This window comes from Novosphingobium kaempferiae (assembly GCF_021227995.1).
In the GTDB taxonomy this organism is placed as follows: Bacteria; Pseudomonadota; Alphaproteobacteria; order Sphingomonadales; family Sphingomonadaceae; genus Novosphingobium; species Novosphingobium kaempferiae.
Map to the genome: position 1 here is coordinate 1,909,014 of NZ_CP089301.1, position 16,909 is coordinate 1,925,922.

General features: G+C 65.2%; 14 protein-coding genes. 11 read left to right on the forward strand and 3 right to left on the reverse strand.

The features are described from left to right. Window positions 1-46 precede the first annotated feature (46 nt). The 10 genes from LO787_RS08765 (at window position 47) to ligD (ending at window position 13,033) form a co-directional block, all read left to right on the forward strand. Window positions 47-1,147, forward strand: a complete 1,101-nt coding sequence (locus tag LO787_RS08765) for a glycoside hydrolase family 43 protein (RefSeq protein ID WP_232495458.1) — start codon at window positions 47-49, stop codon at window positions 1,145-1,147. A 1,190-nt stretch (window positions 1,148-2,337) separates the two neighbouring features. Then, window positions 2,338-2,712, forward strand: coding sequence for a DUF2231 domain-containing protein (locus LO787_RS08770; RefSeq protein WP_420847812.1), 375 nt, complete (start codon window positions 2,338-2,340; stop codon window positions 2,710-2,712). After that, a complete protein-coding gene (locus LO787_RS08775; RefSeq protein WP_232495460.1) occupies window positions 2,709-4,013 on the forward strand; it encodes a PQQ-dependent sugar dehydrogenase in 1,305 nt (434 codons plus the stop codon). The genes LO787_RS08770 and LO787_RS08775 overlap by 4 nt, the downstream gene beginning before the upstream one ends. Before the next feature lie 84 nt (window positions 4,014-4,097). Continuing rightward, window positions 4,098-5,060: a cytochrome c oxidase subunit II gene (gene coxB / locus LO787_RS08780; RefSeq protein ID WP_232495461.1), complete on the forward strand. Its 963-nt coding sequence runs from the start codon at window positions 4,098-4,100 to the stop codon at window positions 5,058-5,060. Next, window positions 5,057-7,579, forward strand: coding sequence for a cytochrome c oxidase subunit I (gene ctaD / locus LO787_RS08785; protein WP_232495462.1), 2,523 nt, complete (start codon window positions 5,057-5,059; stop codon window positions 7,577-7,579). Before coxB ends, ctaD begins: the two co-directional genes overlap by 4 nt. Then, window positions 7,579-7,956 carry a hypothetical protein gene (locus tag LO787_RS08790; RefSeq protein ID WP_232495463.1) on the forward strand — a complete coding sequence of 126 codons (378 nt, stop codon included), beginning with the start codon at window positions 7,579-7,581 and terminating at the stop codon, window positions 7,954-7,956. The genes ctaD and LO787_RS08790 overlap by 1 nt, the downstream gene beginning before the upstream one ends. After that, a complete protein-coding gene (locus tag LO787_RS08795; RefSeq protein WP_232495464.1) occupies window positions 7,953-8,543 on the forward strand; it encodes a cytochrome c oxidase assembly protein in 591 nt (196 codons plus the stop codon). Before LO787_RS08790 ends, LO787_RS08795 begins: the two co-directional genes overlap by 4 nt. Next, entirely contained in the window at window positions 8,540-9,571 is a 1,032-nt protein-coding gene (locus LO787_RS08800) for a c-type cytochrome (RefSeq protein WP_232495465.1), read from the forward strand. The genes LO787_RS08795 and LO787_RS08800 overlap by 4 nt, the downstream gene beginning before the upstream one ends. A 59-nt stretch (window positions 9,572-9,630) precedes the next feature. Further along, window positions 9,631-10,515, forward strand: a complete 885-nt coding sequence (gene ku / locus LO787_RS08805; RefSeq protein ID WP_232495466.1) for a non-homologous end joining protein Ku — start codon at window positions 9,631-9,633, stop codon at window positions 10,513-10,515. Continuing rightward, window positions 10,487-13,033 carry a DNA ligase D gene (gene ligD / locus LO787_RS08810; RefSeq protein WP_232495467.1) on the forward strand — a complete coding sequence of 849 codons (2,547 nt, stop codon included), beginning with the start codon at window positions 10,487-10,489 and terminating at the stop codon, window positions 13,031-13,033. The genes ku and ligD overlap by 29 nt, the downstream gene beginning before the upstream one ends. A 165-nt stretch (window positions 13,034-13,198) precedes the next feature. Here ligD and LO787_RS08815 read toward each other — a convergent pair whose 3' ends face one another. Next, complete coding sequence (locus LO787_RS08815; RefSeq protein ID WP_232495468.1) at window positions 13,199-14,389, reverse strand: MFS transporter; 1,191 nt, start codon at window positions 14,387-14,389, stop codon at window positions 13,199-13,201. Between the two features lie 13 nt (window positions 14,390-14,402). Then, entirely contained in the window at window positions 14,403-15,437 is a 1,035-nt protein-coding gene (locus LO787_RS08820; RefSeq protein ID WP_232495469.1) for an aldo/keto reductase, read from the reverse strand. Between the two features lie 88 nt (window positions 15,438-15,525). Between LO787_RS08820 and LO787_RS08825 the strand changes: the two genes are divergently transcribed. Then, on the forward strand, window positions 15,526-16,449 hold the full coding sequence (locus LO787_RS08825; protein ID WP_232495470.1) for a LysR family transcriptional regulator: 924 nt from the start codon (window positions 15,526-15,528) through the stop codon (window positions 16,447-16,449). Here the strand turns inward: LO787_RS08825 and LO787_RS08830 are convergent. Further along, window positions 16,409-16,645: an extensin family protein gene (locus LO787_RS08830; protein ID WP_232495471.1), complete on the reverse strand. Its 237-nt coding sequence runs from the start codon at window positions 16,643-16,645 to the stop codon at window positions 16,409-16,411. The genes LO787_RS08825 and LO787_RS08830 overlap by 41 nt on opposite strands. Window positions 16,646-16,909: the final 264 nt, after the last annotated feature.

Consider the following 16,909-nt stretch of genomic DNA (forward strand, 5'->3'; position numbering starts at 1 on the left):
GCGCACCCCTCCGTGCCGCGACCGGCCTTTTGCCGAGGATCGAAGCATGAAGACATTCTTTACGGCGTCGCTGGCGGCAGTGTCGCTGGCCGGCTGCGCGCATGCGCCATCGACCGGAGCCGCCACCGATGCTGCGGGCGTCCCATCCAATGCGGACGCACCGCTGGTGACCGAGATATTCACCGCAGACCCGTCTGCCCATGTGTTCGACGGGCGTTTCTATGTCTATCCCAGCCACGACATCGAAGGGCCACCACTGCCCGATGTCGCGCCGTTCCTGAACAGTCAAGGCAATGCCTTCAGGATGCGCGACTATCGCGTGCTCAGCATGGACCATGTCGGCGGCCCGGTGACGCTGCATCCGGTGGCGCTGGACATAGATGACGTCCCCTGGGCCGCCCGGCAGATGTGGGCGCCGGATGCCGCGTTCAAGAACGGCACGTACTACCTCTATTTTCCCGCCAAGGACCGGCAGGGCGCATTCCGGATCGGTGTCGCAACGTCTAGCACCCCCGCAGGTCCGTTCACTGCCCGGCCCGAGCCGATCAAGGGCAGCTTCTCCATCGACCCGAGCGTCTTCACCGACGACGACGGTCGCAGCTACATGTATTTCGGTGGCTTGTCCGGTGGACAGCTTCAGAAGACGGTGAACGGGGTATTCAACTCCGATGGACCTCGCGAAGCGGATCGTGCCCCGCACGAACCGGCGTATGCCCCGATGGTCGCGCCGATGACCGGCGACATGCTCGAGTATGCCGCGCCCCCCCGAGCAGTCGAGATCCTCGATTCAAACGGCGCGCCGATCCGTGCCGACGATGCGGAACGCCGGTTCTTCGAAGCCGCCTGGATGCACAAGTATCGCGGCAAGTACTATCTGAGCTATTCGACGGGCGGCACTCACTACATCGTCTATGCCACCGGAGATTCTCCGGTTGGCCCCTTCACGTTCCAGGGCCGCATCCTGGAGCCCGTGACCGGATGGACCACGCATCATTCGATCGTGCAGAAGGATGGGAAGTGGTGGCTGTTCTACGCTGACAGCCAGTTGTCCGGGAAAACCTGGCTTCGCAACGTCAGGGTGGCCCCTCTGGAATACGATGCCGCGGGGCGTATCGTCACCATCGACCGTTCCGGCCGATCGAAGTGATGGGTCGAGATGGTCAGTCGATGCAGCCAATGATTAACTTGAATGCATGCCGCGGGGTGAGCCCTAGACGTTGGCCGAACTTTGCACGTCTTTAATTTCGCGGCCGATCGACGTGAACTGCCACAGATCTATCGCCGGTACGAATGTAACGGGCGACGAGTGGCAACGTCGAAGGCGGATCGGCGGGAACGACCCATCGTTGCCATCAGACGCCGAAGTGCAGACGGTCCGGCTCCGGACAATCACGGCCGCCCAAGAAGGTAAACCCATTCAAGCTGCATCACGGCAGCACAAATATGCACCGATCACCACAAAATTTCAAATCGCCCTAAAATAACTATCCGCAACCCCAAATATTTGAGCCCTTTCCGGAACGAAAGACTTTTTCACAACATTTGTTATTTATTATCATGAAGATAAACTATTTATCTTCATCTGCCGCCCCAGCCAGCACTGCATCGATCATCGGCAGAAAATCATTTTAGCGGCAAAGGAAGCCGTCGCAGGCAACCCAATGAGAGCAACGCTACCGAGAACTGTGCTTTAATACGATCCACCTCGCTGCTTCCTTCAACCCTGTATTAAATCTACAGCGTTTGAGGTAGCTGACACCGGCATTGGCGAGGGGCATTCGCGTTAGCTTCGGGGTCAGAATGCCATTTAAAGGCTCCTCCTCCCGTTTTCCTGATGGAGAGCTTGGGGTTTCGATCAGATCACAATGTGAGCCTTCGGGCTTTGTTGGTCGGAGTTACCGATGCGGTGGCATGGTAGTCATCGGCGAGCCGGAAAACGAGACGCTGCGCATGAGTTCACCGATCTATCGCCTCGTCGCCACTCCGACCTGAACAGGCTCCCCGGTCAATCCAGAGCAAGAGAATCGCGGGCAAGGACAGCGCCTAATCTGCGCCGCAACGACATGGCGTGGAAGAATGGCTGGATTGTGCAACCGCCGGGCCCGAAGAACTCGATTAGTTTGGTTTGGATTTAGCGTGGTCAAGCAGGCATCAGTTGCAGGCCGACGGCGGGCGGCGACGTGGGGCTGTGACCTAGCCTGCACCTCCAAGCGGCAACCCATCGACATCCGATGCATTTGCTGACCATGGTTTGATCGAAGACATTGATCCGGGACGTTGGAGGAATTTCCCTTGCCGAGAGTCTTTTCGCGCAGCGCCCCGGCGGCGTTGCACCCTTTGCATGGCATCCTGCTGGCCTTTCCCGTGGCGCTGTTTCCCGGCGCGCTGCTGGCGGACGTGACATATCTCAACAGTTCGGAAATGCAGTGGTCGAACTTCGCCTCCTGGCTGATCGCAGGCGGGCTGGTGTTTGCCGGACTGGCGCTCGCCTGGGCTCTGATCCGCGCATTTCTGGGCCGGCCGGGCAGCCGCTGGCTCGCCGTGATCCTTGCGGGCCTGTTCCTGTTCGGCCTTATCAACGCCTTCCAGCACAGCCATGACGGTTGGAGTTCGGTCGGCACCACCGGCCTTGCCCTGTCTGTGATCTCCACCATGCTTGCGCTGGCTGCGGGCTGGATCGGCTACACTATGCCGAAGGAGGTACGCGCATGACCGTGCTGCGACATGCCATGCTGGCGCTGGCCGTACCGCTCGCTCTCGCCGCCTGTAACAAGGCGCCAGAGTTCGACCAGACTGGTGCCCGGCCGCAACTGCCGGGGCAGAAGGAAACGCTGCTGCCACCGATGAAGATCGCCCGGCCCGCAGGCTGGAACGGCGCCATGCCCAACGTCCCACAGGGGTTCACCATCACCCCGATCGCGACCGGCCTCAAAGTCCCGCGCCAGACGCTCGTCCTGCCCAATGGCGACGTGCTTGTTTCCGAGGGTCTCGGCGGCGGCGCACCAAAACTGCGCCCCAAGGACGTGATCGCCGGCTACATCAAGAGCCTCGGCAAGAGCGGCACCAAAGGCGGAAACCGCGTGACGCTGCTGCGCGACCGCGACGGTGACGGCAGATACGAATTGCAGACCGTGCTGATCGGCGGCCTCAATGCGCCTTACGGCCTCGCGCTGATCGATGGTGATCTCTACGTCGCCGATCAGGACGCCCTGCTGCGCTTCCCCTATCGCGATGACATGACGCGCATCGACGGGCCCGGCGACGTGGTGACCAGGCTTCCCGCCAATCCCAATCACCACTGGACCAAATCGCTGACCGCCAGTGCCGATGGCACCCGCCTCTATGTCGGCATCGGCTCCAACAGCAATGTCGGCGAACGCGGCATGGCGCTGGAGGAAGAACGCGCTGTCGTGTGGGAAATCGACCGCGAAAGCGGCACGCACCGCACTTATGCCTCGGGCATCCGCAACCCGACCGCACTCGCCATCAATCCGGCGACACAGGCGCTCTGGGCCGTCGTCAACGAACGCGACGAACTGGGTGCCGATCTCGTGCCCGACTACATGACGTCGGTGAAGCCGGGCGCGTTTTATGGCTGGCCATACAGCTACTACGGCAATCACGTAGACCCGCGCGTCCATCCGCAGAAACCCGAGATGGTGCGCAAGGCCATCGCCCCCGATTATGCCCTCGGCTCACATGTCGCCGCGCTCGGCCTGACGTTCCTGACCGGCGGCGGCTTCGGCGGCAATTACGCCGACGGCGCCTTCGTGGGCGAGCACGGGAGCTGGAACCGTCGCCAGTTGGCCGGATACAAGGTCGTTTGGATACCCTTCACCAACGGCCGCCCCTCCGGCAAGCCGCGCGATTTCGTGACCGGCTTCATCGGGCCCGATGGCAAGGCGCGGGGCCGTCCGGTCGGCGTGACTTACGATCCGGTCCGCCGTGCGCTGATCGTCGCCGACGATCTGTCCAACACGGTATGGCGCATCACGCCCTCCGCAGCGCGCTGAATAGCAGAAACCCTTTGTAACGCGTCCTAATCGAACCCCCGGCCGCCCCGTGCGTTGCCTTGCGCAACACAGGGGAAGAATGGCTTGCGTAAATCGACCGTCGTCTGCGCGCTGCTGCTAGCGGGCTGCAACAGCCACCAGTCCGCGCTGGCGCCGTTCGGGCTGGAGGCGCGCTCGACGCTGACGATGACGAACGTGCTGGTGATCGGCGCGGTCATTATCGCGCTCGGCGTCGCGGCGGTGTTCGTGCTGGCGGTGCGCGCACCTGAGGGGCGGATGGACCATGCGGGCGGGATGCGCATGGTGCTCTGGCTAGGCGCGATCGTGCCGACGGTGGTGCTGACGGCGCTGCTGGTCTGGGCCCTGCCCGCGATGCGCCCGCTGCCCGACGCGGCGCGGAACCTGCGCGTGCATGTCGAGGGCGAGCAGTTCTGGTGGCGCGTGCGCTACAAGCCTCAGGGCCAGCCTCCCCTGATCTCCGCCAACGAAGTGCGCATCCCGGTCGGCCGCACCGTCGTGTTCGAGCTGACCGCGACGGACGTGATCCACAGCTTCTGGATACCCGGCCTCGCGGGGAAGATGGACATGATCCCGGGACGCACCAACCGCCTTGTCGTGAAGGCCGACAAGGCGGGCACCTATCGCGGCGTCTGCGCGGAGTTCTGCGGCCTCAGCCATGCGCTGATGGCGTTCGACGTCATCGCCATGGAGCCCGCCGCCTTCGACGCATGGCTGGCCGCCAGCCGCGAACCATCCATCCGCACGCAGGGTCGCGGCGCGGCGCTGTTCGCGACCAGCGGCTGCAATGCGTGCCATTCGCTGAACGGCGGCCAGAGCGGGGGGTCGGGCATCGGCCCCGACCTCACCCGCTTTGGCGAGCGGCGCACGCTGGGCGCAGGCATCCTTTCCCCCACCGTGGAGAACACCGCCGCCTTCATCCGCGATCCGCACAAGTCCAAGCCCGGAGCCCGCATGCCCGCCTACGCCGCGATGCCCGAGGCGGACGCGCTCGCCATCGCCCGCTGGCTGAAGGAGGCGGGACGATGAGCCTGCACGATCAGGACGACGCCGCGCTGCGCGCCGCACAGGAGGACCGGCTGCGCAAGGTGTGGGAGCCGCCCAAGGGCCTGTTCCTGCGCTGGACCGACACCAACAACAACCGCGTCGGCGTATGGTACGTCCTGACCGCGTTCGGCTTCATGCTGTTCGCGGGCGTGCTCGCGCTCATCATGCGGATGCAGCTGGCGGTGCCGGACAACGATCTTGTCGATGCGGGGACGTTCAACCAGCTGTTCACCCTGCACGGCTCGGTGATGATGTTCCTCTTCGCCGTGCCGATGTTCGAGGCCGTCTCGATCATCCTGCTGCCGCAGTTGCTGGGCGCGCGCGACCTGCCGTTTCCGCGCCTTTCCGCCTTCGGATACTGGTCGTTCCTGATCGGCGGAGTGTTCGTCTCCGGCTCGATCTTCTTCGATGTCGCGCCCGACGGCGGGTGGTTCATGTACCCGCCGCTGACGACCCGCACCGACCTCTCGGGCCTCGGCGCGGACATCTGGATGCTGGGGCTGTCCTTCATCGAGGTGTCGTCGGTCGCCGCCGCGGTGGAGTTGATCGTCGGCGTCCTGAAATGCCGCCCGCCGGGGATGCGGCTCAACCTGATGCCGCTCTATGCCTGGTACATCCTCGTCGTCGCGGTGATGATCCTGTTCGCCTTCCCGCCGCTGATCGCGGGCGACGTGCTGTTCGAGATGGAGCGCCTGCTCGACTGGCCGTTCTTCGACGCACAGCGCGGCGGCGATCCGCTGCTGTGGCAGCACCTGTTCTGGATCTTCGGCCACCCGGAGGTCTACATCGTCTTCCTGCCCTCCATCGCCCTCTTCGCGATGCTGGTGCCCACCTTCGCGCGGCGGCACCTGCTGGGCTATCCGTGGATCGTGCTGGCGGCGGTGGGGACGGCGTTCCTGTCCTTCGGGCTCTGGGTCCACCACATGTTCGCGACCGGACTGCCCAAGATCAGCCTCGCGTTCTTCTCCGCCGCGTCGGAGGCGGTGGCGATCCCCACGGCGGTGCAGATCTTCGTGTTCATCGTGACGCTCTGGGCGGGCCGCGTGGTGTGGTCGACGCCGCTGCTCTATGCGACGGGGAGCCTTGCGATCTTCGTCATCGGCGGGCTTACGGGCGTGATGGTGGCCGTCGCCCCGTTCGACTGGCAGGCGCACGACACCTACTTCGTCGTCGCGCACCTGCATTACGTGCTGATCGGCGGCACGCTGATGCCGCTGTTCGCCGGGCTCTATTACTACTGGCCGCTGATCACCGGAAAGAAGCTGTCGGACCGGCTGGGGCGCACGGCGTTCTGGCTGATCTTCGTGGGCGCTAACCTGTGCTTCTTCCCGATGCACCTGTCGGGGCTGGAAGGGATGCCGCGCCGCGTCTTCACTTACCCGGAGGAGCTTGGCCTCGGCGGGCTCAACCTTGCCTCCACCATCGGCTCGTTCGTGATCGCGGCGGGCGTGGCGGTGATCGTGCTCGACCTGTGCCGCTCGCCATGGCGGACCAAGGCACCGCGCAATCCTTGGGCTGCGGGCACGCTGGAATGGCTCGCCCATCCCGATGACGAGGACTGGGGCATCCGCTCGATCCCGTTGATCGAGAGCCGCTACCCGATCTGGGATCAGGAGGACTTCGTGCGCAAGGTGGACGAAGGCCGCTACTTCCTGCCCGATGCCGAGGAAGGCCGGCGCGAGACCATCGTGACCTCGGTGCTGGACGCACGGCCCGTCTCGGTGATCCGCCTCGGCGGGCCAAGCTGGCTACCGATGCTGACGGCGGTGGCGCTGGGCGGCGTGTTCATCCTGACGACCTACCACTTCTACTGGGCCGCGCTCGTCTCGGGCGTGCTGACGCTGGCGCTGGTGCTGGCATGGCTGTGGACCGGCACGGCGGAGATTCCGGAGAAGCCCGGCAAGCCCATCGGCCACGGCATCGAATTGCCGCTCTACATCTCGGGCGACGCGGCGCCGGGGTGGTGGGCGATGTTCATCACCATGATGGCCGATGCGACGGCGTTCTCGGGCCTCGTCTTCGGCTACTACTTCTTCTGGACCCGGCACGAGGATTTCCCGCCGATGGCGATGGCCGACGGCCCCGGCGTGTTCTGGCCGATGGTGGCGCTGGCAGTCGGATTGGCAACCTGGCTGGCGACGGTCGGGGCGCGGGAAGTCCACGCGCGGGGCAATGTCTCGCTCGCCCGCGTGCTCGTGCTGCTCGGCATCGGCGCAAGCGTGGCGGGCGTCTTCGCCGGGCTCGCCGGGCCGTGGCTCTCCGGCATGGACCCGCAGGCGCACAGCTATCCCGCGATCGTGTGGACGCTGGCGATCTGGACGACGGCGCATTGCGGCGTCGCGGCGATCATGCTCGCCTACGTGCTCGCGCGCAGCCTGGCAGGAAAGATGACGCCGCAGCACGATGCCGACATCCGCAACGTCACCGTCTACATGCATTTCCTCGCGCTGACGGTGGCGGTTACGTACCTCACCATCGGCCTGTTCCCGGAGGTCGCGTGATGGGCGAGCGGCGCAAGTGGCACGAGCGGCTCAAGGTCACGCTCTGGACGCTGATCGTCCCGCCGACGGTCTGGGCGGGGCACTTCCTGTTCAGCTACCTGTGGGCGGCGATCTCCTGCGCCAAGGACGGGCGCTTCGCCAAGTTCCCGGTGCTGTTCACGGTGGGCACGGTGATCGCGCTCGCGCTGATCGTGCTGTCGGGCTGGATCGCCTGGAAGCAGCAGCGCACCGTCGGCGACCCGCCCCCGCATGAGCAGGGCACCGAGGTCGACCGACTGCGCTTTCTGGCGAAGTCGACACTGCTTCTGGCGGGGCTCAGTTTCGTCTCGGTGCTGTTCAGTGCATTGCCTGTCGTGTTCATCGGAGACTGCCGATGAGGCGTATGGCGCTGATTTTCGGCCTCGTTCTGGCCCCTGTAGGCTGGGCGCTGTCGCGCTACGGAATGACCGGGCACATGGCCGGCCACATGATCGCCGTCGCCGTGGCAGCCCCACTACTCGCGCTCGCAACGACTGGAACCCGCGCCGATCCGGCCCTCCGCTGGCCCCGCGTCGTCACGCCAATGGCGATGATGCTGCTCGAACTTCTGACCGTCTGGAGCTGGCACCTCCCCGCTCTGCGCGCCGCCGCCGATGCATCGCCGGTACTGCCAGCCCTAGAACACCTGAGCTTCCTCGCCGCCGGATTCCTGCTGTGGAGCGCCGCGCTCCACGCCCCCGCCCGGGCCAGCGGCATCGGCGCGCTACTGCTGACCTCGATGCACATGACTTTGCTCGGCGTGCTGATCGGCCTTGCTCCCCGACCGCTGTATCATGGGATGCACCACTCCGGCGGGCTCGATCCGCTGGCGGATCAACAGCTTGGCGGCGTGGTGATGCTGGTGGTCGGCGGCGTCAGCTATCTGGTCGGAGGGCTTGCCCTGCTCGGCACCTTGCTGCGCGGAGAAAGGAGCGCCTCGGCATGATGGTGAAGATCACGTTCGGGCGCGCCGTGCTCGTCCTCTGCGCGCTGGTGGCGCTGGGCCTCGGCGTTGCGGCAGCAGGGCTGGTGCCGATCGCCGCATCCTCCGGCCATTGGAAGATCACCGACTGGTTCCTCCACTGGACCATGCAGAACTCCGCCCGCACCTACAGCGTGGTGCAGACGCCGAAGCAGGTGCGAGACGACAGCAGCCTCGTCAGCGCGGCGGGTCACTTCCGGCAGGCCTGCCAGGTCTGCCACGGCGCACCGGGCGAACCGCCCTCGCCCGTCATGCAGGCCGCAACGCCGCCCGCGCCGGACCTTGCGAAGACGGCGGGACACTACACCGACCGAGAGCTGTTCTGGATCATCCGCCACGGCATAAAATACACCGGCATGCCCGCATGGCCCGCCTCCGGCCGCGACGACGAAGTGCGCCGCATGGTCGGCTTCGTGCGCAGCCTACCGACGATGAATGCACAGCAGTACCGCGACCTCGCGGAGCAGCCCCTGACAGCCACCGCGCCGCCTGCCTCCGCCGATTGCGCAGGCTGCCACGGTACGGACGGCGTGGGCCGGGGTCAGCCCGACATCCCCCTCATCGCCGGGCAGGATGCCTCCTACATCGCACAAGCCCTGCGCCAGTACCGCGCAGGAAAGCGAGGCAGTGCGGCGATGCAGGTCGCCGCCGCCGGGCTCGACGACCGCGCTATCCGCACGCTAGCCGCGTACTATGCGGGGCTTAAAGGTCTTCCGCGCACCTCCACCGCCCCTCTGCACCCCGTGGCGGCGAAAGGGCTGCCCGAGGCCCAGCTACCCGCCTGTGCAAGCTGTCACGCCGAAGGCAAATCCGCCCCCCGCATCGCCGGACAAAGGCCGCAATACCTCGCCGAACGCCTGCGCCAATGGCGCGGAGACGACGCCGTGATCGACGCGCACAAGCCCCGGCAACCGATGGCCGTCATCGCCCGGCGCATCCCGGCGGAAGAGATCGACACGCTTTCCGAAGCCCTGTCGCGCGCCGTGCCGTAACACCACCGGGAACAACCTGCCCCGCTCCCGGCTTGTGATGCCGAGGAAGGAATCCGCCCATGCCCGCACGCGCATACTGGAAAGGCCAGATCCGCCTGGCGCTCGTCTCGATCCCGATCGAGGTCTACCCGGCGACCCGTTCGGGCGCAGCGATCTCCTTCCACCAGATCCACGAACCCAGCGGCAAGCGCATCCGCTACGAGAAGGTCGCTCCCGGCGTCGGTCCGGTTGACCGCGACGAGATCATCAAGGGCTTCGAAGTCTCCAAGGGCAACTACGTCCTGCTCGACGAGGAGGAAATCGAGGCGGTCAAGATCGAGAGCCGCAAGACGCTGGAGCTGGTCCAGTTCGTCGATGCCGACGAGATCGACGTGCTCTATTACGAGAAGCCCTACTTCGTCGTCCCCGCCGACGATCTGGCGGAGGAAGCCTATACGGTTTTGCGCGAGGCATTGCGCAAGACGCGCAAGGTTGGCCTCGGCCAGTTGGCGGTGCGCGGGCGCGAGCAACTGGTGTCGATCAAGCCCTGCGGGCGCGGGTTGGTGATGGAAGTGCTACGCTACGCCGACGAGGTCCACAAGGCGCAGGGCTACTTCCGTGACATCGAGGATGCGAAGCCCGACGCAGATCTGCTCGACCTTGCAACCGCGCTGATCGACAAGAAGACCGCGCCGTTCAAGCCCGCCGAGTTCCATGACCGTTACGTCGATGCGCTCCATCGCCTGATCGACAAGAAGGCCAAATCGAAGAGCAACAAGCGCATCCTCGAGGACGTGGAAGAGCCCGCCAGCGGCAAGGGCAACGTCATCGACCTCATGGCCGCGCTGAAGAAGTCGGTGGGCGAAGGTGGCAAAACCAGCGCCAAGTCCTCATCCACGACACGCAAACCTGCGGCGAAGAAGGCCGCCTCGACCGGTGGCACCCGTGCCCGCAAGCGCGCGTAAGGGCAAAGCCGGAGTCCCCGGCGCGGACCTGCTCGCCGAGTACAACCGCAAGCGCGACTTTGCCAGGACGGCCGAGCCTGCAGGAAAGCGCAGCAAGGGCAACGGCAACAGCTTCGTCGTCCAGAAGCACGCGGCGACGCGGCTGCACTGGGATTTCCGGCTTGAGGTGGACGGCGTGCTCAAGTCATGGGCTGTGACGAAGGGGCCGAGCGCCGATCCCGACGACAAGCGCCTTGCCGTTCGCACCGAGGACCATCCCCTTTCGTATGGCGAGTTCGAAGGCGGCATCCCCAAGGGCGAATACGGCGGCGGTACGGTGATGCTGTGGGATCGCGGCACCTGGGCGCCGATTGCAGGCAAGAGCGCGAAGGACATCGCGGACGGCCACCTCCACTTCACGCTCGATGGGGAGCGGATGAAGGGCGAATGGCTGCTGGTGCGCATGAAGCCCCGACCGGGCGAGAAGCGCGAGAACTGGCTGCTGCGCAAGGTGAACGACGCCCATGCCGAACATGGCGACGTTCTGGTCGACCAAGGGCTCACTAGTGTGCTCACCGGCCGCACCATGGCCGAGATCGAGGCGGACAAAAACGGCACCCACTCGCTCAAAGGCAAGAAGGGCGATGCCTTCGCACAGGTCATGGAGAAGGCCGCCTCCCGCAACGCGCGGCAGAAACGCCCGGTCCGCAAGGGCTCGAACAAGCCGCCGAAGTTCCGCCCGGTCCAGCTTGCCACGCTGATCGACACCGTGCCCACCGGCAACCTGTGGATGCACGAGATTAAGTTCGACGGCTACCGCGCGCTCATCGCGGCGGCGGGTGGCAAGGTCGTGGTCCATACCCGCAGCGGCCTCGACTGGACGGACAAGTTCGGCCCTCTCGCCGCGCATATCGCCGCACTCGAACTACCGCCCTGTCTGATCGACGGTGAGATCATCGCCCGTGGACGGGACGGAAACCCGGACTTCTCCAGCCTCCAGAGCGTGTTAAAGCGCGGCCACGGCAGCCAGACCAAGGACGACGCTCTCGAACTGCACGCCTTCGACCTCCTTGAACTCGACGGCGATGACCTGGCCACGATGACCAACGTCGAGCGCAAGGAGCGGCTCGAAGCGCTGCTGTCGGAAGCACAGCCGCCCGTCTTCGTCGCCGATCATGTGATCGGTGCGGGCGAAAAGCTTTACGATGCGATGTGCGCCGCCGGTCAGGAAGGGATCATCGCCAAGCGCATAGACGCACCCTACCGGGGCGGCCGTACGAAGGACTGGGTCAAGGTCAAGTGTACCCGCCGGCAGGAGTTCGTGATCGTCGGCTGGTCGAAGTCCAGCGCCAAGGGGCGGCCGTTCTCCTCGCTGCTGCTTGGGCAATACGAGGACAAGACGCTCATCTATCGCGGCAAGGTGGGCACTGGCTTCGACGCCGGGAGCCTTGCCGACATGGCTGCCCGATTGGAGAAGCTGGCGCGCAAGACCGCACCCGTCGAAGTCGAGCGCGCGGAGGCGCGGGGCGCGAGTTGGGTCTCCCCGAAGTTGGTGGCGGAGGTCGCCTTTGCCGAATTAACCGGCGACGGCCGCATCCGCCATGGCAGCTTTCTTGGTCTCAGGGCCGACAGGAAGGCGAAGTCGGTGGCGCCCGAGCAACCGCAGGCCGCACCCAAGGCGGAGATCGCCGTGAAGATCAGCAACCGCGACCGCGTGATCTTCCCCGAAAGCGGCGAGACCAAGGGCGATCTGGCCGACTACTATGCTGCCGTCGCACCGCTTATGCTGCCCTTCGCCGCCAACCGCCCGATCAGCCTTGTGCGATGTCCGCAGGGCCGCGCGAAGAAATGCTTCTTCCAGAAGCATGACAGCGGCACTTTCGGCGATCACGTCCATCATGTCCCCATCCGTGAGAAGGACGGCGGCACGGAGGACTACCTCTACCTCGACAATGTCGAGGGCCTGCTAGCCTGCGTGCAGATGGGGACGATCGAGTTCCACGGCTGGGCGGCGCGCGCCGACGACGTGGACCTTCCCGACCGCATGATCTTCGATCTCGACCCCGATGAAGGGCTCGACTTCAGGGAGTGCGTGCGCGCTGCCATGGACATCCGCGCGCGGCTGGCGGACCTCGGACTGGTAACGTTCGCCATGCTGTCCGGGGGCAAGGGCGTCCATGTCGTGGTGCCGCTGAAACGCGGCCACGACTGGGACACCCACAAGGACTTCGCCCGCCGCTTCGCCGAGGCGATGAGCCTCTCCGAGCCCGACCGCTACGTTGCGACGATGAGCAAGGCCAAGCGCAAGGGGCGTATCTTCATCGACTGGCTGCGCAACCAGCGCGGAGCGACCGCCGTGCTGCCGTACTCTGCGAGAGCACGAGAAGGCGCGCCCGTCGCGGTGCCGGTGGCATGGGATGAACTCGGCAAGATGAAGAACGCCCACCCGTTTTCGATCGGCGATGCCGACACACTCATCGACCGCGCAACGCAATTGCGTGGCTGGGGCTTTGCCGATCAGCCGCTGCCGCAGATCTAGCGCTCCTGTCATCCGAAACCAAAACAGTCACCCAAGCGATGTGGGCTTTATGGAAACACCAGTCGGTTTTCGCCCATCGATACCAGTGGTTGACGGGTTTCAGCCAGTCGCCGATTCCCGTCGGACTGCTTTGCGATTCAACCGGCTGCAAAGACGAACATCGGTTCAATTCACCTCACCGCAAAGCTCTTCCGTGTTCCGGAAATTATTGGGTACGGCGTTTCGAGAGCTCATCAGGACGGCAAGCAGGCCAAGCCCTGACGCGGCCGCGCCTGCAATCGAGACGAAAGGCAGGCTGAGGCCTGCTGCGATTACTGCGCCTCCCAGCGCCGCGCCGATCGCATTGCCCAGATTGAACGCGCCGATGTTCATCGAAGAGGCAAGGTTAGGCGCATCGGCGGCCGCGCTCATCACCCGCACTTGCAGCGGTGGCACCAGTGCGAAGCTGGCGATACCCCACAGGAAGATCAGCAAAGTGGTCGGCCCCGCGAAGGGCATGGCAAAGGCAAATGCCACCAGGATCGCCGTCAGCGCGGCAAGCGTCACGATCAGCGTCCTGTCTACAGACCTGTCGGCAAAGCGTCCGCCCAGCCAGTTGCCGATGGTGAGGCCCACTCCGTAGAGCACCAGCATCGCGGTCACGAACCCGATCGAGCCATGGGTCTGATCGCGCAGGATCGGCGTGATATAGGTGAATACGGTGAACATCGCGCTGGCACCGACCACGGTGAGGCCCAACGCCGCAAGTACCGGCCCACGCATGAGCACACGCAGTTCGGATCGCGCGTCGCCATCCGTCGGGGCCGGCATGTCAGGCAAAGTCAGGCGTAGGGCCGCTATGGTCAACACGCCGAGCACTGCTACGCCCCAGAAGGCCGCGCGCCAGCCGAGGATTTCCCCAGCCCAGGTCGCCAGCGGGACGCCGACGACATTGGCGATCGTCAGGCCCATGAACATGGCCGCGACCGCACCGGCCTGCCGCTGGGGCGGAACCAGACTGGCGGCGACGATCGATCCGACACCGAAGAAGGCGCCATGATTGAGCGAGGTGATGATCCGCGCGAACAGCAGCATCGCATAGCTGTCGGAGAGCGCCGCGATCAGATTGCCGACCGTGAAGATGGCCGCAAGGCCGATCAGCAACGTGCGGCGTGGCAGTCGGCCGGTGGTCAGCGTCATCAGCGGCGCGCCCAGCATCACTCCGATCGCATAAGCGCTGATAAGCAGGCCGGCGGAGGGGATCGAGACGCCAAGGTCGGTTGCGATGACGGGCAGCAGGCCCATCGGAGCAAATTCGGTGACGCCGATACCGAAGGCACCGGCGGCGAGGGCGAGAAGCGGTGGGTTGATCTTCATGATGCTTCTCCCTTCAGACCAGCGGCGGATTCAGCCGGGCAAAACCGGCCTGCTGGTGATAGGGTGCGATAGGATAGGCCGGCATCTGGTAGCTTGCCCGGTCGAGACGGGCGACCTGATCGGCGGTCAGTGTCCAGCCGACCGCGCCGAGATTCTGGCGGAGCTGCTCCTCGTTGCGGGCGCCGATGATGACCGACGACACGGTCGGCCGCTGCAACAGCCAGTTGAGCGCGATCTGCGGCACCGTCCTGCCGGTTTCGGCCGCGATCTCATCCAGCGCATCGACGACGCGATAGAGATGCTCCTCCTCCACCGGGGGCGCGAAGGCGGCGGTCTGGTGCAGGCGACTGCCCTCGGGGATCGGGCTGCTGCGTCGGACCTTGCCGGTGAGGCGGCCCCAGCCGAGAGGACTCCACACCATAGCGCCGACGCCCTGGTCGGCGGCGAGCGGCATCAAATCCGCCTCATAGGCGCGGCCGATCAGCGAATAGTAGACCTGGTGCACGACGAAGCGCGGCCAGCCATGACGGTCCGCCGTGCCAAGCGCCTTCATGAGCTGCCAGCCGGGATAGTTGGACACGCCGACATGGCGCAGCTTGCCGGCGCGGACCAACTGGTCGAGCGTCGTCAGCAATTCCTCCACCGGGGTCGATGCGTCGAAGGCATGCAATTGCAGCAGATCGATATGGTCGGCGCCAAGGCGTCTGAGCGCGACCTCGACACCGCCGATCAGCCGGTCGCGCGAAACACCCCAGTCGTTGGGGCGCTCGCCCATCGGCAGGCCGATCTTGGTGGAGATCAGCACCTGATCGCGCCGTCCCTTGATCGCCGCGCCCAGCACTTCTTCCGAGGCGCCGTTCGAATAGACGTCGGCGGTGTCGAACAGGGTGATGCCCGCGTCGAGGCAGATGTCGACCAGACGACGTGCTTCCTGCGCGTCGCTGTTGCCCCATGCGCCGAACAGCGGTCCGGAGCCGCCGAAGGTGCCGGTGCCGAAACTCAGCGCCGGCACGCGCAGGCCCGATGCTCCCAGTTGCCGATATTCCATGGTGATCTCTTTCCATTCCGTGATGGACGCATAAATGGAATGAAAGACTCCCAGCGTTTAGAGGGATTCCAAGCGAAGGATCTTTGCAATGGATGAAAAGATGCCCTTTCATGCCGACCGGGCGCGGGCGCTGGAAACCTTCGCGGCGGTGGTCGCGGAAGGCAGTTTCTCGGCCGCCGGACGGTTGCTGGGCCTTACGCCGTCGGCGGTAAGTCGTGCAATCGACCGGATCGAGGATCGGCTTGGAGTCCGGCTGCTGCTGCGATCGACCCGCGCGCTGACTCTGACTCCGGAAGGCCAGGCCTATCTTGGCAGCGCGCGTCGCATCCTCGCCGATCTGGACGAGGCCGAACAGACGATCGCCGATCGCGGCGCTCCGCGTGGGCGGCTGCGGGTCAGCGCCGCCCATTCGCATGGCCGGCTGTGCATCGTGCCGCTGCTCGGCGAATTTGCGCAGCGCTATCCGCACATATTGGTCGACATCAGCCTGAGCGACCGACTGGTGGACATTGCCGGTGGTCAGGCCGATGTCGCGATCCGCTTCGGCCCGCTGGCTGACAGCCCGTTGACCGCCCGCAAGCTGGGCGAGAATGGCCGCGTCATCGTCGCCTCCCCGGCTTATCTCGCCCGGCACGGCACGCCGGTCGTGCCAGAGGATCTCCACGACCATAACTGCCTGAACTTCAATTTTCGCCGCTCCGAGCCGGTCTGGCCCTTCCGCAAAGACGGGCGCGCCTATGCGCTCAGCGTGCGCGGGACCATCGAGGCGAACAACGGTGAGACATTAGGGCAGTTGGCGGCCGATGGCGTCGGCATCACGCGGGTCGGCCGGTTCAGCGTCCAGCCCGAACTGGCGTCCGGCCAGTTGGTGCCACTACTGGAAGCCTATAATCCCGGCGATGTCGAGGCGATCCATGCCGTTTTCCTGGGCGGAACCAACGTGCCGGCGCGGCTTCGCGTGTTCGTCGATTTCATCTCGGAACGGCTGACAGGAAACAGCCCGACAAAGTGAACGACGGCCTAGCGGCATGCGCTCCAGCCCGCCGACCGTCAGCCAGGACGAAGGCGGCGATGTCGATGGCGTTGCCTATAGCATGTTCGCTCCAGTTCCCGGTCTCCCCGCCGCCGATCCTGCGGCAATTTGCGGTACCCAGATGTTCCAGGCGCACGACCCGTTCCCCTAACATCGCTTCGGGTGCAGGCTGCACGTCGCGGTGAAGCCAGCGGGCGAGACCGGCGTCGATAGCGCAGGTTGCCTGCGCTCCGGCAGGTCACAGAGCAACATCGAAATGCGCTGGAGCCGCCAAAACCTTGCGGTCGTCAGGACGGCGCTGAACGGCACCTAGAGGGGGCAGAGCGGTGACTGTAATGCCGCTACGGCGCAGAAACGCCCGGCAGACATCGCGGTCATCGCGCCGTGACGCGAACTTGCGGGCAGTGCCCCATGTGTCCGGCTAATCGATAGTGAGCGG